An 18,422-nucleotide genomic window follows, 5' to 3' on the forward strand; every position below is an offset into this window, starting at 1 on the left:
GTGGGGGACGCATGCAGTCTCCCACCTGAGGCGGATCCCGAACGTCCAGGCGCTGGGCAACCGGAGTCGGTGTCGGGAGGCGGACGTGACCTCGTGGTGGGTCGGTGAGTCGCTAGGGTGGGGCCATGACGATTCGCGTAGCTGTTGTGGGCGCCGCCGGGCGCATGGGATCGACCGTCTGCCAGGCGGTCCAGGACGCCGAGGGCCTCGAGCTCGTGGCCCGCTTGGACGTGGGGGACACCCTCGACGCCGAGCACCTGGCGGGCGCCGACGTCGCCGTCGACTTCACCGTCCCCAGCGTCACCGAGGCCAATGTCCATGCCCTGCTCGACGCCGGGGTGGACGTCGTCGTGGGCACCACCGGCTGGAACGAGGAGTCCTACGGGCGCATCCGTGAGCACCTGGCCCGGCCCGAGGCCGCCGGCCGCAGCGTCCTCATCGCCCCGAACTTCGCCCTGTCCGCCGTGCTGGCCATGAGCTTCGCCGCGAAGGCCGCCCCCTACTTCGAGTCCGCCGAGGTCATCGAGCTTCACCACCCGAACAAGGTCGACGCGCCCTCGGGCACCGCGGTCGCCACAGCCCAGGGCATCGCCGCCGCCCGCGCCGAGGCGGGCCTGGGCGTTATGCCGGACGCCACCCAGACCGACCCCGAGGGCGCCCGTGGGGCCGTCGTCGACGGCGTCCACGTCCACGCCGTGCGTCTGCGGGGGTTGACTGCCCACGAGGAGGTCGTGCTCGGCAACCCCGGTGAGCAGCTGACCATCCGCACCGACTCCTTCGACCGGGCCTCCTTCATGCCCGGCGTGGTCCTCGCCGTGCGGCAGGTCTCCAGCCGCCCCGGCCTGACCATCGGCCTGGACGCCCTGCTCGACCTCTGAGACGGGGGAGAGAGTAAGGAGCCAGGCGGGAGTCGGTCAGGAACGGTAAGGCGCTACAGCGAGGCCGCCCAGCAGTCCTCGGTGATGCCCTCGCCGACGCCGAGCACTCGGTGGGCCCCGGTGGGCGCCATGCCCACCGAGGTCAGGAGCCGGCTGATCGATTCGTCCCCGCGCACCGCCCAGGCTACGAGCGCCCTGGCCCCGTCCTGACGCGCCAGGTCCACGGCAGCCGCCAGGAGCCGGGAGCCGTGCCCGCGGCGCTGACTGGCCGGCTCCACGCCCAGGGCCGTGACCTCCACGGCCTGCACCCCGGCCTCATCGACGTGGCCCTCGGCGTCCATGGACTGGGTGGGGGCCAGGCCCAGCAGGCCCACCACCGTCCGGCTCGCAGCGTTCGCCTGGGCGGTGGTGGCCACCAGGACGTGGTGCTCGGGCGAGGGCGGCTCGGTCACCGCTGCCTCCCAGCCCGCCGCGATGACGGGGGCGGCGATCATCACACGCACACCCTCGGGCAGGGGCGCACTGTGCTCGGCGGTGTGACCGGCCTGCAGGGAGGCCAGCATGGTGGCGGCCTGGACCTGCCCGATCGCCGTCAGGTCCTCTGCCCGGGCCGGGCGCACGAATCCCCCCGATGCCTGGGGGTCGTCATGGTCATGCTCTGTACAGTCCTGAGCGCTGGGGGAGTGGTGCGGGGCGTGCGTATCCGCTTCCGGGCTCAGCCCGGCCAGCGGATCGGCGCCCAGGACGGAGCCGTCCCGGCTCCCGGAGGGCGATGAAGGCGATGAGGACGATGCAGGCGAGGGGGTCGAGGAGGTCATGGACCGAGCCTAAGTGACGGCCCTTCCTGGTCTCTGAGTACATCCGGGAGTGGAGAGGTACCTATGGGACAGATCATGAGATGAGCCCCTCGGCGGGCTGGGTGCACGTTAGGGTGGCGCCATGAGCGCAGCCCCCTCCCGCAGCTTCGGTTCCGTCGGCGTCGCCATGGTCACCCCCTTCACGCCCAGTGGGGAGGTCGACTACGACGCCGCCCGAGCCCTGGCGGTCAGCCTGGTCGACGACGGCGCCGACCTGATCCTCCTGTCGGGCACCACCGGTGAGTCCCCGACCACCCACACCCCCGAGAAGCAGGAGCTGATCCGCCAGGTCAAGGACGCCCTGGCCGGACGCGCCATGATTATGGCCGGCGCCGGCTCCAACGACACCGCCCACGCGGTGCGCATCGGCGTGGCCTCCCAGGAGGCCGGCGCAGAGGGCCTGCTCATCAACGCCCCCTACTACAACCGCCCCAGCCAGGAGGGCGTCTACCGGCACATCAACGCCGTCGTGGAGGCCACCGAACTGCCCGTCATGGTCTACGACATCCCCGGGCGCACCGGCGTGAAGATCACTGAGGAGACTCTGGCCCGCCTGGCCGAGAACCCCCGCGTCAAGGCCGTCAAGGACGCCACCGGCGACGTCGAGCAGGGCTTCCGCCGCATGGAGTCCACCGGTCTGGAGTACTACTCCGGCGACGACGGCCTGAACTTCGCCTGGCTCACCCACGGCGCCTCCGGCGTCATCTCCGTGGCCGCCCACGCCGACGCCCACTCCTGGCGCCAGATGATCGACGCCGTCGACGCCGGCGACCTGGCCAGTGCCCGCACCCTCGCCCGCAGCCTGCGCCCCCTGGTCCACGCCATCATGGGCGGCGGGCAGGGAGCCGTCATGGCCAAGGAGGCCCTGCACCTTCAGGGACGCCTACCGAGCCCCGCCCTGCGCCTGCCCCTGGTGCGCGCCGAGGAGGCCGAGGTCGCCGCCCTGCGCGAGGTCCTAACGACCCAAAATTGTGTTAGGAATATTCCCATAAGGGGCTAGGAATTGCTTAGTTTTATATGGGTTGACAAGTCGGTTGCCAAGTATAGTTGACTGCCATACTTATTGTAGAAAAAGTCGCCCTTAAACAAGTCTTCCTTGGGTTGGTGTAACGGATGAATGCTTGAAATTATGTTCGACGAATCGACCGACAGTGTAGTCGATTGGTAAACTTAGGCTTCCTTGCTTGGGTTAATATGAATTAATGCCTGGAGTTGTAGTATAACGGTAAGTTATTCTCTGTGTTGCGCGTGTTTGGTTCGCTATAAATGTAGTGATGTATGCTGAAGGATGGTGGATTAAAAATGGAATCCAGTGGAAATAGTGTCCTAAACAACTTTATTGAAGTGGCCATGCGAGAGAAAGGGTTTAAGGCTCTCTATGGTCGCGCATGGGCGTGGGTGAAATGCAACATTAAGTTGGAAGTAATTTCCTTAGTTTCTACGTCGGCACTCTATGTGATATTCGGATTTGTTGTGATCGTAGTGGCGGTAAAAGGGGATCTTAATTTCGCACTTTATATCATTATTCCCCATGCTGACCTGAAGAACCTTTATTTTAATTTAGGGTTTATCGCGTGGGGGGTTCTAGTTCCGGCGGTATGGATTTTGTGTGTAATTTTAGCTTCCCTAAAAGTTTTCTATTGTGTTCAGTTTGAGTCTCGGATTGTGGGAATGTGTGTGATGTGTATGTGCGCTCCTGTCGTTTTGATATTTTCGGCAATTCCGTGGTATGACAAGCTTCCATTAATTCTTGCGATGTATTTAACTGAGTTTGTGTGCATTGTTACTATTGTAGTGCTTCAAGGTAAATTCAGTGGGACTGAAGGTGAAGTTTTGGGTAAAATTTGCATATTTTGGCAATGCTCTGTGAGGTTTGTGTTGCTAGTTACGTTAGTTGTTTTTTTTGTTTGTGGGTTCGCTTCTGGTAGCGCTATTCTAGGTCGATCGTACAAGGTTTTCGACAAGGGGAGGCTTGGAATGGGAAATTATAATTATGGGGTTGCAGTTAAAGAGGATGGTGATGGTTTGGTGATTTTGGAAAGTGGGGGCGATAGTTTGTTTGAGGTTGATCGAAATTTAGTTGAGGCGAACGAATGTTCTTCATCTTCCCCTTTGCACTACTTTCGATTTGCAAACTCTGAAAGTCGTCCTATCGAATGTCCGTCGACTGCGGTGTATGATAGGGATAAAATGAAGTATCGCGAGATGCCTCCAGTTCGAGGAATTAAAGTCCTTGAATAGTCGATTGTTGTGCATCCTGTTGTAGATTTATTTTCACTATTTCAGTACATCAAAAGGTTTGCTGATACTCAAATGCCAAACGATCGAATTTTGAGCGTTCTGGTTTGATGTAATTTCGAGTGTATTTTTTGGTTTGCTGTGTTTTGGTATCTTGAGAGGCATATTATGCGCATGTGGTCGCTGCACCCGAGCCACCTGGACCGTGCGGGCCTGGTGGCCTGCTGGCGCGAGTCGCTCCTGGCCCAGGCGGTCCTGGCCGGACGCACCCGCGGCTACCGCAACCACCCCCAGCTCGAACGATTCCGTTCCGCCCCCGATCCGGTCACGCCGGCGATAGCGGTCGGCGCCTACCTCTGGGGACTGCGCGAGGAGGCCGTCCGGCGCGGCTACCGCTTCGACGCCTCCCGCATCGACTTGCCCGATTCGGAGTGCACCGGCGTCAGCCTGACGGTCACCGAGGGGCAGATGGACCTGGAGCGCAGGCACCTTGAGGCCAAGCTTGCCGGACGTGCCCCCGACCTCCTGCCCCTGCCCGAGCGGCTTGAAGCGCACCCGATCTTTCGGGTCGTCCCTGGCGACGTCGAGCCCTGGGAGCGGGCACTGACCCCGTAAGACCCGGGCGGGCTCAGAGGCGATCGGTACCGCGGCCGCTCAGCCCTCTCCCGCGGCTCTGGCGAGCACCTGCTCGCGCACGACACGGCGCAGGATTTTGCCGATCTGGGAGCGGGGCATCTCCTCAATGACCTCCAGGCGGTGCGGCAGCGCGTAACGCGGGACCGTCCGCTCGGCGTGCTCCCGCACCGCCTCCAGGGTCACCGACCCCGGCTCGGTCCCCTCGGCCAGGACCACAGCGGCGCACACGAGCTCGCCCATCGCACCGTCGGGAAGCCCCACCACGGCGACGTCGGCCACGCCCGTCATGGAGCGGATCGCGGCCTCCACCTGACTGGGGTAGACGTTGAAGCCTCCGGTGAGGATCAGCTCGCGCTTGCGGTCGGCCATCCACAGGAAGGAGTCCTCCCGGCGCACGATGTCGCCCGTGCGCAGCCAACCGCCCGGCAGGATCGCGGCCTGTGTGGCTGCCTCGTCCTCCCAGTAGCCGGCGAAGACCTGGGGGCCGCGCACCAGCAGCTCGCCCGGCTCGCCGTCGGGCACCTCCCGAGCGGGGTTCGGGTCCTCGGGGTCCACGACGCGTACATCCGTGGAGGGAAAGGGCAGGCCCAGCGCACCCAGGCGGCGCGAGGGTCCCATGGGTGTGCCCGCGACGATCGGGCTCGTCTCGGTCATGCCGTAGCCCTCGACGAAGAAGCCGCCGGTCGCCTTCTCCCACCGGGCCCCGACCTCCGGCGGCATCGGGGCCGCCCCGCACACCCCGTAGCGCAGGGTCCCCAGCTTCGTGCCCCGCTTCTGGGCGCCGTCGAGGATCCTCTCGAACATGACCGGCACGCCGACGAAGAACGTGAAGGGACGCCGCTCGTGCGCGGCGAGCACCTGATCCACCGAGAACTTGGGCAGCATCACCTGGGTGGCGGCCTTCTGCACCGCGCAGAAGAGGTTGAAGGTCAGCCCGAAGGCGTGGAAGAAGGGCAGCAGGCACAGGAAGTTCTCCCCGCCCTCATGCAGCATCGGCACCCAGGCGATGGCCTGGTTGGCGTTGGCCCGCAGATTGGTGTGCGTGAGCATCGCCGCCTTGGGCGTGCCGGTCGTCCCACCGGTGTGCAGCAGGACCGCGATGTCGGAGCCGGCCGGGTAGGGGAAGCGTGAGGGGATCCGGTGGGCGCCGGCCACCTCCTTGTCCCAGGAGCGCGCCCCCGCAGGCAGGCTCCGGGCGCGGAAGGCGGCCCGCTGCCGGCGGGCCCGCTCCACCGGAAGACGCAGCGCGGCGCGCAGACGCACCGGCATTGCGGCTGAGAGGTCCACGCTGAAGACCGTGCGTCCCTGGAGCGCATCGCCGTCGGTGCGTGAAGCTGGACCTGGATCCGTGACGAGGCCGACGCCCTTCTCCCACACGATGACGACCTGGGCCCCGTGAGCATCCAGCTGGGAGCGGATCTCCTCGGCGGGCGCCAGCGGGTTGTGCTCGGCTACGACCGCGCCGATGCGCAGCGCCCCGTAGAGGGCCACGGCGTGCTGCGGACAGTTCGGCATGATGAGGGCCACCCGGTCGCCCTTGTGCACCCCCGAGGTCCGCAGCACCTGCGCCGCCCGCTCCGAGGCCTCCAGCAGCTCGCGGTAGGTCATCGCCGCACCCAGGAAGTCGATGGCGACCCGGTCGGGGTAGAAGCGCGCCGCCGTCTCCAGCAGCTCGCTGAGCGGCGCGTCGGGAACCTCGATCGCCGCGGGGATGCCGGGCTGGTAGTGAGGGCGCAGGTAGTGGCGGTGGTCCTGGGTGGCCTGCTGTGGTGAGGCGGCGGCGTTGATCGTGCTGTCAGTCATGTCTGTGGAGTCGAATCGGGCTGTGGGTGGGAGCAGTCAGGTGATCTGGGGTGGCTGCGATCTGAAGGTGCGCCCTCAGTGTGAGGCCGCGCTGTCATGCGGCCCGGCCTTGCCGTCCTGGCTGCCCTCCTGCTGACCGCCGTCCCTGCGCTCACCCCTGCCGGGGAAGTGCTCGACGATGGACACGGCCGCCGCCGTCGCCGCCCCGGAGGCCGCCTCTCGGGCCGCCAGGAGCTCGTCGCGCACCACGCGCCGCAGCACCTTGCCGATCTGGGAGCGGGGCATCTCGGTCAGGATCGCGATCTGGCGCGGCAGGGCATAGTTGGACAGGTTCTTGGCCGCCCACTCGCGCACCTGCTCCAAGGTGACCGTCTGGCCCTCCTTGGGCAGGATCGCGGCGACCACGGACTCATTGCCGGCCTCGGCCGGCAGCCCGACGACGGCGACCTCCTCCACCTGCGGCATCGAGCGGACCGCGGCCTCCACCTCCGTGGGGTAGATGTTGAAGCCCCCGGAGATGATGAGCTCCTTGCGGCGGTCGGCGATGACGTAGAAGCCGTCCGCCTCCTGGCGCACCAGGTCGCCCGTGCGCAGCCAGCCCCCGTCCAGCAGCACCTCGGCGCTCTCCTCGGGGTTGTCCCAGTAGCCGGAGAACACCTGGGGGCCGCGGGCCAGCAGCTCGCCGACCTCCCCGGGAGCCACCTCGCGCTCGACGTCCTCAGGGTCCACCAGGCGCACCTGCGTGGAAGGGTAGGGCACCCCCAGGGTGCCGGGCCGACGCGCCGGCGAGATCGGGTTGCCCAGGATGATGGGGGAGGACTCGGTCATCCCGTAGCCCTCGATGATGGTGCCCCCGGTGGCCTCCTCCCAGGCCTGCGCCACCGCCAGCGGGTTGGGGGCCGCCCCGCACACGGCGATCTTGCAGGAGGACAGGTTCGCCCCGGTGGCCCGCGCCCGGGTCACCAGACGGTCGAACATGACCGGCACCCCCGGGAAGAAGGTGGCCGGGCGCCGCTTCCAGGCGGCCAGCACCAGGTCCGCCCCGAACTTGGGCAGCACCACCTGGGTGGCGGCCAGCCCCACCGCGCACAGCAGCGACAGGGACATGCCGAAGGCGTGGAAGAAGGGCAGGACCGCGTAGAAGGTCTCCTTGCCCGCGCTCGTGGTGCCCGACGCCCAGGCCAAGGACATCTCGGCGTTGGAGCGCAGGTTCTCGTGGGTCAGGCACACGGCCTTGGGCGTGCCCGTCGTCCCGCCGGTGTACAGCAGAGCCGCCGCCTCCGAGACGCTCGGCAGCGGGAAGCCCGTGGCCAAGGGGATAGCGGAGGCGGCCAGGTCGTCCCAGGAGCGCACCCCGGCCGGGATCCTCCCGCGCAGCTCGCGGCGCTGGGTGCGGGCGGCCGCCACCGGCAGCCTCAGGGCCAGGCGGCTGCGCAGAGGAAGGTGACGGGACAGGTCCACTGAGTACACGCTCAGGCCCCCCAGGCCCGCCGCCTCCAGGGAGCCCACTGCCGCCACGAGGCGCTCGAGGGTCTTCTCCCAGGCGATGATGACGCGCCCGCGGTGGATGTGGAACTGTTCGCGCAGCTGGGCGGCGGGCGCCAGCGGGTTGTGCTCGGCCACGATCGCCCCGATGCGCCAGGCCGCGTAGGCCACGACCACGTGCTGAGGGCAGTTGGGAAGAATGAGCCCGACAACGTCCCCGCGCCCGACCCCCAGGCCCCGCAGGGCCTCCGCGGCCCGCGCCACCTGAGTCTCCAGCTGGGAGTAGGTGGTGGTCGCTCCCAGGAAGTCCAGGGCCACTCGGTCCGGGAAGTCCCGGGCGGCGTCGCGCAGCATGCAGGACAGAGGCTCGCTGACAGCGGGGATCGTCGAGGGCACCCCGGCCTGTTGGTAGACGGCCTCAAGGGCCTCAGCGCCAAAGGCGTCCGAGCCGGCCGCCGACGCGGCGCCCTGCGTGAGCGCGGCTACCGACGTGCGTGAAGCACTCATGGGTCTTCCCCCTTGTCTGCCGTGAGCCTTCCCCCGACGGGGAGGGTCTCGCCCGCCGCGGGTGCCGCCCGCGAGCGACGATGAGAACTCAGGAGCAACCGTAACCTACGGTGGCGTAACCTGCGTGGTCGGAGGCGTTGACAACCCTGTGCGATCCGGCTCACCGGCCGGAGGAACGCGGCTCCAGGCCCCGGAGGAGCGGTAGGCGGCTGACCACCCGCAGGCGGCGCGTGGGACGAGTCATCGCCACGTACAGGTCTCCCGCGCTGCGCTCACCGATCTCAGTGGGATCCACGAGCACCACGACGTCGAACTCCAGCCCCTTGGACAGCACCGGATCGACCACCAGCAGCCGCGAGCGCAGCACGTCGCCTCCCGGAGCCTCCATCGCCGCGACCAGGTCCGGGTCCTGGCGCAGCAGCGCCTCAGTGCGCCCGGGGGAGGGGCAGATGACCGCGATGCGCCCGACGCCGGCCCCCACCTGCTCGTCCAGGCGGGCCGACTCCTGGGCCACGACCTCGCGCAGGAGGCTCGCCCAGGCCTCGGGCTGCGCACCCTCAGGGGACTGCGACAGGTCGGTGACCTCCAGGCAGTCGGGCAGGTCGCGCACCGAGCGCACCGGGTAGACCGGCGGGTGGCCCAGATGCGTCACCGTCTCCTCGGCCGCCTCCATGATCGTGGCCGGCGTGCGGTAGCAGACGCTGAGGGCCTCCTCGCGCAGCGGGGTCGACCCTCCACGCGAGCGCCCCGACTGCCGGCCCTGCCGCGAGCGCGAACGGGCCCGGTGACGCGACTGCGACCGGGACCGGCCCTGGGCCTCCGCAGCATCCTCAGCCGACGCCGTCCCCAGGGCGGTGAGCACCTCACCCCAGCTGCCCGGGGCGTGGGGGCCCGAGTACTGGGCCAGGTCCCCCACCACGGTGAAGGAGCGCACCGGGCAGCGACGCGCCAGCGCCCGCCACGCCATGGTGCCCAGCTCCTGAGCCTCATCGACGACGACGTGCCCGTAGGTCCACGTCCGATCCGACCGGGCCCGTTCGGCCAGAGTCAGAGTGGGGCCACCCTGGGAGACCCGGTCGGCCAGCATCTCGGCACTGACCATCCCGCCGCCCAGTTCCTGGGACTCGATCGCCTGGGCCGCGTATGCCACCAGGTCCTCGCGGCGGCGGGCCTCCAGCCGGGCGCGCCGGGCCTGGGCGTCCTCACTGGGGCCCAGCAGCTCGGCCAGCTCGTCAATGAGCGGGATGTCCGCCGCAGTCAGAGCGCTTCCCGGCTCACGGTGCAGCAGCGCGCGCTCCTGCTCGCTCAAGGACGGCGCCACCTGCTCCAGGAGGGCGGGCCGGCTCAACAGCCGCTCCAGCAGCCCCTGGGGCGTTGTCGGCATCCAGCACAGGTTGATCTCCCGGCGGGCGTCACGGGCGGTACGGATGTCTTCCCGGATCCAGGCGCGCGTGTCAGCGTCCGAGGCGTCCTGGTTCGTGGCCGCCGCGTACTGGTCGGTCAGGCGCTCCAGGAGCCAGATCACGAAGGCCTCGCGGGCCAGGTTGTGGGGCTTGCCGCCCCGACGGGCCCGTGAGGCCGCCTCACGCACGTCGTCGGGCTCCAGGGACAGGCGCACACCCTGGACCTCGATCTCGCGGGGAGCATCCGGGACGCGCTGCAGGCCCCGCACGGCCCGCTCCAGGGCCTTGACCCACAGGGAGCGCCCCTTGAGCTCGGCGACGCGGGCGTCCTCCTGCGCCGTGGCCCGCACCCCGGGAACCAGGTCGCCAATCGTCGTGGAAACCACCCCCGTCTCACCCAGGGAGGGCAGCACCTGCTCCACATAGCGCAGGAAGGTGCGCGACGGCCCCACCAGGAGCACGCCGGAACGCTCCAGGCGCTCGCGCTCGGAGTAGAACAGGTAGGCCACCCGGTGCAGTGCCACGGCCGTCTTACCCGTGCCCGGGCCGCCCTGGACCACGAGCACACCCCGGCCCGAGGAGGTGACGACCCGGTCCTGCTCGGCCTGGATCGTGGCCACGATGTCACCCATACGGCCGTCACGGGCGCTGGACATCGCGGCGATGAGTGCACCCTCGCCCTGCAGGTCCTCGGCGGTCACGGCCGTCCCGGATGAGTCGGACAGGCCCTCGCCGGCCTCCAGGGCGTCCAGGTCCAGGACCTCGTCTTCCACCCCGAGCACCTGACGGGCCCGGGTGTCGATGTGCCGCCGACGCACCAGCCCCATGGGCTCGGAGGCCGTGGCCTGATAGAAGGCCCGGGCCAGAGGGGCGCGCCAGTCCAGGATCACCTCACGGTGCTGGGCGTCCTGCAGGCCAATACGACCCACATAGTGGCGCCGGCCCCCGTCAGTGACGGGGGAGGAACCGCCCACGCCCCTGCCGGAGCCGGAGGATGAGGCTCTCCCCGAGGCCTCCGAGTCCGGCGCGTCATCGGGCGAGGTGCTCATATCCATCCGCCCGAAGACCAGACGGTCCTCGACCCCCTCCAGGGAAGAGACCAGCGACGAGTAGTGCACGGCGTAGGCGTCCCGCTCCCCGCGGGACTGGTGGGTGCCGCTGACGCCCTGGGCCTCGGTGCGGGCCAGGGAGTGACGGGCCTGAGCCAGCTGGCGGTCCAGCTCGTTGTAGGCCAGATCGACGACGACCTGCTCACCGCGCATCTCGCGCTCGCGGACACTGCCCGCATCGTCCTCTGCCCGCGGCTGCGCTTCCTGCTGGGAGTGCGGTGGGCGAGAGGGGATCGTCTGACTCACAAGGCCTCGCATCGGTTCTGGTTCTGGCCGGCAGGCGTGTGGGGGCGTTCTGGCCGGCTCTGGTTGACGCTGACGGGTACTGGGGTCGGTGATGGCTTCAGTACGGTTGACCCATTATTCTCCTGCTGACGCCCCGACGGGGACGCCGAGGGCGAACAAGGCGCCCGAACCCGGCGCGGGCGGGAACATCAACAATCCAGAAGGTGTTGGCAGGAGTGCCCAGGACGCTAACCGCCGTTCCCGGGCACTCACCCGGATGAATCCTGATAAAACGCCGAATCATGTCGCGGAGTCGAGATCGCTCGACACCGCTCGACCCGGAGGCGACTGAGGCGGGAACTCGCCGGGCGCGGAACCTAGACCATGCTGAGACCATTGCACGATACGGACACGCCCTCCCCGGCTCCGTCGGTCCCGCCCGCCCTTCAGGGCTGGTGGCGAGCGCACCAACGGGCCGATGCTGAGGGAGGATGAACCAGACCAGACAGGAGGAGGAGACGGGCTCGTGAGACCACTGTTCACCATCCAGCACCCCGCGGATCAGCCGATCTCCCCGAGGGTCCTCATCCACTACTTCGAGGGCGCCATGGACGCCGGCAACGCCGGCGCCCTGGCCGTCGACCAGCTGCTCATGACGCTTCCCAGCGAGCGTGTCGCTACCTTCGACATCGACGCGCTCGTGGACTACCGCGCCAGGCGTCCCACGATGACCTTCGTCCACAACAACTACTCCTCAGTCATCATGCCCGAGCTGGTCCTGGATCTCCTCCATGACGACGACGGCGAGGACGTCCTCCTGCTCCACGGCAGCGAGCCGGACTACCGCTGGGACGAGTTCGTCGGAGCCGTGGCCCACCTGGCCGTCTCCATGGGCGTGAGCCAGGCCGTTGGCATGAGTGGCATCCCCATGGCAGTGCCTCACACACGCCCGACCTACGTGCACCATCACGGCAGCCAGCCCGACCTGCTGCCCAACCAGCCCGAGCTCTTCGGGCACGTCGAGCTGCCCGGGTCGATGTCGGCCTACCTCGAGCTGCGTCTGGGCGAGCTGGGCCTGGACTCCCGGGGAGTCTCGGCCGCGATCCCGCACTACGTGGCCCGCGACGAGTTCCCGCAGGGTGCCTCGGCACTGCTGACCGCCGTCGTGCAGGCCACTGGCCTGGCACTGCCGGTGGGGGACCTCGAGGCCGCCGCCAGCATCAACCGTGCCGAGATCAACGCCGAGGCTGCCCAGCAGCCGGAGGTCAGCGCCGTCGTCTCCGCCCTGGAGGCCCAGTACGACGCCATGGCCCCCAGGATCGCCATCGATGAGGTCGACACCTCCGCGCCGATCCTCAACCTGCCCAGCGCCGAGGAGATCGGCGCACGCCTGGAGGCCTTCCTGGAGGCCAACGACTCCGGGGACCTGGGGCCCCAGGGCTGGAACCCCGGCCGCGAGGGCTGAGCGGGTACCGAGCGCTGCTGGCGGCCCCGGACCGGCGGCTGGTCAATTGCCTCCTGCGGGTCTAGCGGGCCCGGCCGCCCTCAGGGCGCGGTAGCGCGGCGTCATCGAGCGACCAGGTGCGCACCGGCAGCGGCAGGCGGCGCACTGCGCGCTCGACCTCCTCGAGCTCGCCCACCGTGAAGGGGTCCTGGCGGGCCACCAGCACCAGGTTGCCCCGGCGCCGGCCACGCGCCGAGGCGGGATCGGCGACGATGAACGCGCGGGAGATGTCCCGGTCCAGGGCGCCGGAGAGCGCGGCGATCTCAGCGCCGGCCACGGCGCGCGGCATGGAGGCGGTGTTGACCAGCAGCAGGCCGTCGGGCGCCAGCGCCCTCAGGCAGGAGTCGAAGAACTCCCGGCTCCTGCAGGAGGCCGGCACGCTCCCGCCGTCGAACACGTCGCGCACCACGACGTTCCACTGGCCCGGCCGCAGCCCCGCCACCACCTCGGCGGCGTCGCCGACCCGGATCCGCAGCCTGGGGGACCGGGGCAGGTCGAACCAGGTCCGCACCTGGCTCGCGAGGATCTCATCGATCTCGACGGCGACCTGCTGGGAGCCGGGACGGGTCACGTCCCACGCCCTGGCCAGGGCGCAGCCCGCCCCACCCAGGTGGAGTGCCCTGAGGGGTTCGCCCTCACCGCGCAGCGCCGTGAGCACCGCGTCCATCTGCTGGTGGTACTCGAAGTCCAGGTGGGAGGGGTCGCGCAGGTCCAGGAAGGAGGACTCCGCGCCGTCGAGCATGAGAAGGATCCCGGTGTCTCGCGCCACGAGCTCGGCCGTGGCCAGGGAAGTGCGCACCGGGCCCTGGGGTAGATCGGTCAGCGCCGGGGCCCCGGAGCTCCTGCGTCTACGTGTCACAGCCCCACGGTAGCCTGAGAGGAGCGCGGGCGGCCTCCTCGGGGGCCGTCAGCCGGTGAGTCCGTCGCACTCGTTGAGGAGGTGGAGATGAGCAGAGCACCCCGTTCCCAGGCCGCACGCCGGTCCTGGGGGGACGATGACTCCGCCACCCCCATCATCCACGTCGACATGGACGCCTTCTTCGCCTCGGTCGAGCTCCTCGAGCACCCCGAGCTGGCCGGCCGTCCCGTCATCGTCGGCGGCCGCGACGGCCGGGGCGTCGTCTCGGCAGCCTCCTACGAGGCCCGCGCCTTCGGTGTCTCCTCGGCGATGTCCATGGCCGAGGCCTCCCGCCGCTGCCCCCAGGCCGTGGTCCTCCCCGTGCGCCACGGCCTCTACTCCCAGGTCTCCGCCCAGGTCATGGCCGTCCTGGCCGAGGTCACCCCCGACCTGGAGAAGGTGAGCATCGATGAGGCCTTCCTGGACGTGAGCGGGGCCAGGCGCCGCATGGGCTCCCCGGTGACCATCGGCCGCTGGATCCGCGCCGAGATACGCCGGCGAGTGGGCGTTCCGGCCTCGGTGGGCATCGCCTCCACCAAGTTCATCGCCAAGCTCGCCTCCTCTCACGCCAAGCCCGACGGACTACTCCTGGTGCCGGCCGCCGCCACGCAGGACTTCCTCAACGTGCTGCCGGTCGGGGCCCTGTGGGGCGTCGGCACCCGGACGCAGGAGGTCCTGGCCAGATGGGGGATCCAGGACGTGCGCACCCTGGCGGGCACTGACGTACGTCACCTGGAGAGGATCCTCGGCCGGGCCGCCGGACGCCACCTGCACGAGCTCTCCCACGGTGTCGACCCCCGCCGGGTCGAGCCGGTGCGCGAGGAGAAGTCGGTGGGCACCGAGACCACCTTCTTCGAGAACCTGACCGATCGGGAGCACGCACGGCGGGTCCTGCTGGACCAGACTCACCAGTGTGCCGCCCGCCTGCGCGCGGCGGACCTGCGCTGCCGTGTCGCTGTGCTCAAGGCCCGAGGGGCTGACTTCACCACCGTCACCCGCTCACGCACCCTGGCCACCCCCACCGACCTCGCCCAGGACATCTGGGAGACCATCTCCTCGCTCTACTCCGCCCTGCCCACCCCGCCCGGCGGCTTCCGCCTCCTGGGGGTCCGGGTCGAAGGACTGCTGCGCCCCGACGACGGTGTGCAGCTCCTCCTGGACGAGGACCCGCGGCGCGGCGCCCCAGAGCGTGCCGCCGACGCCGTACGCCGCAGGTGGGGCGCCAACGCACTGGCCCCGGCCAGCCTCCTGCCAGGAGACGGTGCCACCCGGACACCGCGCGGCTCGGCAGAGGACCACCGAGAGGGCGGGGCCGTCGGTGATCCGAGCAGAAGAGCCGGTTCTCGCCCCGACCAACCTCCCAGGAAAGTTTCTCCTGAGCGGCCACAGCGCCTATCCTGACAACTACGGCGCAGATCCCCGGCCCCGCCCGGAAGCAAGGAGCATGATGGCACTGTCAGAGCGAGAGCAGCAGGTCCTACGAGACCTGGAATCGCAGCTCCATGAGGATGACCCCGAGCTGGCTCAGACCTTCCAGCGTCAAGAGCGCCGACTCTCGCGCCCCTCACCGCGCCATATCGGCGGTGGCGTGGCCCTGGTCCTCATCGGCCTGGCGCTCCTCATCGCAGGGGTCTCAGTGCCCCACAGCGTCCTGTCCATCCTGCTGGGGGTCGCCGGCTTCCTCGTGGCCGTCGGTGGGGTCGCACTGGCACTGACCCGGGTCGAGAGCACGACGAGCCCGCGTCAGTCCGAGGCTGGCCGGGACAGGCCCGCCAAGGGTGGTAGTGGCGCGAAGAAGCGTTCCTCCTTCATGGACCGCCAGTCAGAGCGCTGGGATCGCCGGCGCGACTCAGAGGACTGACCACCTCACCTCCTCCTCCCCACCCTTCCCGCTCCTCTCCGTCCGCATCCCTGCGCCCTTCGGGTGGTGCCGACGCGCACCGGTCCCCACCTCCCTCCACCATCTCCACTTCCCTCCACCTCCTCATCCCTCCCGCAGGCGCGGCTCCACAGGTCCTGTCTCCAACGCGCATCCGTTGCAGACAGGACCTGAGTATCTGCAGGCCCCGATCAATCCTCGGCCGACCTCGCGAGATCGGGGCAGAATCCTGAGGATTTCAAGGAGCTCCTCGAGCGTCAGAGAGCTGCCGCAAGAGCGGTGCGGATCCGCTCGCACCTCTGCTCGGAGGCCCTGAGGCCAACCGGAACCCTGCGTGCAGACCGAGTGGAGTCTGCTTTTCTCCTGGATGTTCACCACGCCGAGGAGGGTGGTGGTGAAGGCCTCCCTCCACCTGTCCTCCACCTCCCTCCACCCCGCATGAGCGGGCGGTGAACTGCTGTGATTCCAATGAAAAGTCAGAGGTCTGGGGCGGTGGTGCTGTCGTTGGTGATACCCAGCTGTGATGCTCTCGAGGAGGAGGGGTGGGAGAAAAGGGAGGGAAGTGGAGTAGGGTGGGGCACACGGGTTGTCGAGGGGAAGGAGGTGGCTCGTGTTCCTGGGGACGCATGCACCCAAGCTGGACGAGAAGGGCCGTCTCATCCTCCCGGCGAAGTTCCGTGAGGAGCTTGCAGGCGGAGTGGTTCTGACCCGAGGTCAGGAGCACTGCCTGTATGCCTTCACCGCCGCCGAGTTCGAACGCATGTACGCCCAGCTGCGCGAGGCCCCCCTCGCTCAGAAGCAGGCGCGCGACTACGTGCGAGTCATGCTCTCGGGAGCGGACTCGCAGATCCCGGACAAGCAGGGGCGTATCACCCTGCCGGCACCACTGAGGGCCTACGCAGGCCTGAAGAAGGACCTGGCGGTGATTGGAGCCGGCGCCCGGGTGGAGATCTGGGACTCCGAGTCCTGGAACACCTACCTGGCCGCCCAGGAACAGGTCTTCGCCGACACGGCCGAGGAGATCATCCCCGGCTTCTTCTGACCCCACGACCTCGTCGACAACTGAAAACACCCCCGACAAGCCGCACGCAGACGCCAACTGGGCTCTGGCGAACCATCTCGTGAGGTCTCCGCCCGATGTCGAGTCCGACGCCTCTTCCCCGGCGCCGGAACCACGGGAGGAGTCCTGGCGAGATGGCCGCCCCGCCCGGTCTGCCGGGGAGCGTCGGACGTCGAAGACCCACCAGCTACAGGGAACCGGCCGGTTACCCGGTCCAGCACCAGAGAGGAGCACGCCTCATGACCAGATCACAGGCGCAGGCAACCGCCGCCGACGCCGTCGGCCGGCACGAGCCGGTGCTCCTTGAGCGCTGCCTGGACCTACTTGCCCCCGCCATCGAGGGAGCAGTCTCCAGCACGTCGACGACCGCCCCGGCCCGGCCGGTCATGATCGACTGCACCCTGGGCATGGGCGGCCACACGGAGGCCGCGCTCGAGCGCTTCACGACCCTCAAGGTCGTGGGCATCGATCGCGATCCCGAGGCGATCGCGCTGGCCTCGGCGCGCCTAGCCCGCTTCGGGGACCGCTTCGTCGCGGTTCAGGCGACCTACGACGCCGTCAGCCGGGTGGCTCGCGAGCACTCCGTTCGTGCGGAGGGAACCGTGGATGCCGTTCTCATGGACCTGGGGGTCTCCTCCCTCCAGCTTGACGAGGCCTCGCGGGGCTTCTCCTACGCCCGCCCGGCGCCCCTCGACATGCGCATGGACCAGAGCTCAGGAATGACCGCCCAGGACCTGCTGGAGAGTGCCGATGCCGCCGAGCTGACCCGCATCCTGCGCACCTACGGCGAAGAGCGCTTCGCCTCCCGCATCGCCGCTGCCATCGTGCGTCGCCGCGAGTCCGGCCAGCCGGTGACCAGCACCCAGGATCTGGCTGAGCTCGTCCGCCAGTCCGTACCCGCAGCGGCTCGACGCAACGGCGGGCACCCGGCCAAACGGACCTTCCAGGCGTTGCGCATCGCCGTCAACGCCGAGCTCGACGTCCTGGAGCGGGCCGTGCCCCGGGCGCTCAACAGCCTGCGCGTGGGAGGGCGCCTCGTGGTGGAGTCCTACCAGTCCCTGGAGGACCGCATCGTCAAGCGGGCCCTGGCCCACGGGGCCACCTCCCGGGCGCCCCAGGACCTGCCGGTCGTCCCCGAGGCGGACCGCCCCTACCTGGAGCTGATCACCAACGGTGCGGAGAAGGCCGACGCTCGCGAGCTCGACCACAACCCCCGCTCGGCACCGGTGCGACTGCGGGCAGCCGTCCGCCTGCGTCCGGCCGACCAGGCCCCTTCACCACAGGCGCCTGTGCCCGCCGGCGGTCGGGGCCGGGAGCCGGGGCACCGGAGCGGTCAACGCACCGCGCGCCGTCGCCACCGCAGCTAGGCGGCACCGCCGCTTCAGACGCCGGCGGACCGTCCCGGGCGGTCAACGATCCCACTGCACCATCGTCCATCCACACCAGTCCAGCTACGACACAGGGAAGGCACATTGATGAGCGCCACTGCTACTGCTCGAGTCACCCGCCCGATCGCGACGCGGCGCACCGCCCAGGCAAGTGGTACCACCAGCACCCAGGGGCGCGCGGAGGCGGGCTCCGCCAACCGGCCCCAGCTGCGCGTCGTCAGCGGCGCCTCCCAGGCCGCCTCGTCATCCCTTCCCTTCCTGACCGTCATCATCCTCGTGCTGGCCGGCGCTCTCATCACCTCGATGCTCCTCAACGCCAAGATGGCTGACACCGCCTACCGGATGAAGGAGAAGCAGATCGAGCTCAACGTCGCCGAGGACCACGTCGAGACCCTGCGTACCCAGGTGCAGGAGGCCTCGGCGCCCGACGCGCTGGCCGGCCGCGCCAAGGAGCTCGGGATGGTGCCCGCGGCCGCCCCCGGCGTCGTCGACGTCAACAAGGGGCAGCTCACCGAGGGAACCCCCGCCCACGCCGCCAAGAGCGGGAAGTAG

Annotated in this window: 15 protein-coding genes; 10 read left to right on the forward strand and 5 right to left on the reverse strand. The window is 68.9% G+C overall.

Features of this window, described 5'->3' with window-relative positions; genetic code table 11:
- The first annotated feature begins 125 nt into the window (after positions 1 to 125).
- Positions 126 to 878: a 4-hydroxy-tetrahydrodipicolinate reductase gene (dapB, locus tag AXE84_RS09515; protein WP_060957703.1), complete on the forward strand. Its 753-nt coding sequence runs from the start codon at positions 126 to 128 to the stop codon at positions 876 to 878.
- A gap of 53 nt (positions 879 to 931) precedes the next feature.
- On the opposite strand, the gene AXE84_RS09520 is transcribed toward dapB, so the two are convergent.
- Complete coding sequence (locus AXE84_RS09520; protein ID WP_060957704.1) at positions 932 to 1,696, reverse strand: GNAT family N-acetyltransferase; 765 nt, start codon at positions 1,694 to 1,696, stop codon at positions 932 to 934.
- 121 nt (positions 1,697 to 1,817) lie between these two features.
- On the opposite strand from AXE84_RS09520, the gene dapA reads away from it, so the two are divergent.
- The 3 genes from dapA (at position 1,818) to AXE84_RS09530 (ending at position 4,588) form a co-directional block, all read left to right on the forward strand.
- Positions 1,818 to 2,735 (forward strand): 4-hydroxy-tetrahydrodipicolinate synthase, encoded by a 918-nt coding sequence (gene dapA, locus AXE84_RS09525; protein ID WP_060957705.1) that lies wholly within the window; start codon positions 1,818 to 1,820, stop codon positions 2,733 to 2,735.
- A 278-nt stretch (positions 2,736 to 3,013) separates the two neighbouring features.
- Positions 3,014 to 3,976, forward strand: a complete 963-nt coding sequence (locus AXE84_RS12940) for a hypothetical protein (protein ID WP_150116268.1) — start codon at positions 3,014 to 3,016, stop codon at positions 3,974 to 3,976.
- Positions 3,977 to 4,141: 165 nt separating this feature from the next.
- A complete protein-coding gene (locus AXE84_RS09530) occupies positions 4,142 to 4,588 on the forward strand; it encodes a pyrimidine dimer DNA glycosylase/endonuclease V (protein ID WP_081093141.1) in 447 nt (148 codons plus the stop codon).
- A gap of 39 nt (positions 4,589 to 4,627) precedes the next feature.
- Here the strand turns inward: AXE84_RS09530 and AXE84_RS09535 are convergent, their stop codons facing one another.
- The 3 genes from AXE84_RS09535 to AXE84_RS09545 all read right to left on the reverse strand — a co-directional run bounded on the left by AXE84_RS09535 (position 4,628) and on the right by AXE84_RS09545 (position 11,174).
- Positions 4,628 to 6,412: an AMP-binding protein gene (locus tag AXE84_RS09535; protein ID WP_060957706.1), complete on the reverse strand. Its 1,785-nt coding sequence runs from the start codon at positions 6,410 to 6,412 to the stop codon at positions 4,628 to 4,630.
- Between the two features lie 75 nt (positions 6,413 to 6,487).
- On the reverse strand, positions 6,488 to 8,404 hold the full coding sequence (locus tag AXE84_RS09540) for an AMP-binding protein (RefSeq protein WP_060957707.1): 1,917 nt from the start codon (positions 8,402 to 8,404) through the stop codon (positions 6,488 to 6,490).
- Between the two features lie 160 nt (positions 8,405 to 8,564).
- On the reverse strand, positions 8,565 to 11,174 hold the full coding sequence (locus AXE84_RS09545) for a HelD family protein (RefSeq protein ID WP_060957708.1): 2,610 nt from the start codon (positions 11,172 to 11,174) through the stop codon (positions 8,565 to 8,567).
- A 493-nt stretch (positions 11,175 to 11,667) separates the two neighbouring features.
- Here AXE84_RS09545 and AXE84_RS09550 point away from each other — a divergent pair, with 493 nt between their 5' ends.
- Positions 11,668 to 12,606: a PAC2 family protein gene (locus tag AXE84_RS09550; protein WP_060957709.1), complete on the forward strand. Its 939-nt coding sequence runs from the start codon at positions 11,668 to 11,670 to the stop codon at positions 12,604 to 12,606.
- Positions 12,607 to 12,667: 61 nt separating this feature from the next.
- On the opposite strand, the gene AXE84_RS09555 is transcribed toward AXE84_RS09550, so the two are convergent.
- The gene (locus AXE84_RS09555) at positions 12,668 to 13,504 is read right to left on the reverse strand and encodes a spermidine synthase (RefSeq protein ID WP_236750044.1); all 837 of its coding nucleotides are present in this window, start codon (positions 13,502 to 13,504) and stop codon (positions 12,668 to 12,670) included.
- 87 nt (positions 13,505 to 13,591) lie between these two features.
- Here AXE84_RS09555 and dinB point away from each other — a divergent pair, with 87 nt between their 5' ends.
- The 5 genes from dinB to AXE84_RS09580 all read left to right on the forward strand — a co-directional run bounded on the left by dinB (position 13,592) and on the right by AXE84_RS09580 (position 18,422).
- Positions 13,592 to 14,944: a DNA polymerase IV gene (gene dinB, locus AXE84_RS09560; protein WP_081093142.1), complete on the forward strand. Its 1,353-nt coding sequence runs from the start codon at positions 13,592 to 13,594 to the stop codon at positions 14,942 to 14,944.
- A 46-nt stretch (positions 14,945 to 14,990) separates the two neighbouring features.
- Positions 14,991 to 15,404 (forward strand): DUF3040 domain-containing protein, encoded by a 414-nt coding sequence (locus tag AXE84_RS09565; RefSeq protein WP_010613654.1) that lies wholly within the window; start codon positions 14,991 to 14,993, stop codon positions 15,402 to 15,404.
- A 628-nt stretch (positions 15,405 to 16,032) separates the two neighbouring features.
- A complete protein-coding gene (gene mraZ / locus AXE84_RS09570; RefSeq protein ID WP_010613657.1) occupies positions 16,033 to 16,464 on the forward strand; it encodes a division/cell wall cluster transcriptional repressor MraZ in 432 nt (143 codons plus the stop codon).
- Between the two features lie 257 nt (positions 16,465 to 16,721).
- On the forward strand, positions 16,722 to 17,849 hold the full coding sequence (gene rsmH, locus AXE84_RS09575; protein ID WP_060957711.1) for a 16S rRNA (cytosine(1402)-N(4))-methyltransferase RsmH: 1,128 nt from the start codon (positions 16,722 to 16,724) through the stop codon (positions 17,847 to 17,849).
- 108 nt (positions 17,850 to 17,957) lie between these two features.
- Complete coding sequence (locus AXE84_RS09580) at positions 17,958 to 18,422, forward strand: hypothetical protein (protein WP_060957712.1); 465 nt, start codon at positions 17,958 to 17,960, stop codon at positions 18,420 to 18,422.

The organism is Actinomyces oris (assembly GCF_001553935.1).
Lineage (GTDB): Bacteria > Actinomycetota > Actinomycetes > Actinomycetales > Actinomycetaceae > Actinomyces > Actinomyces oris_A.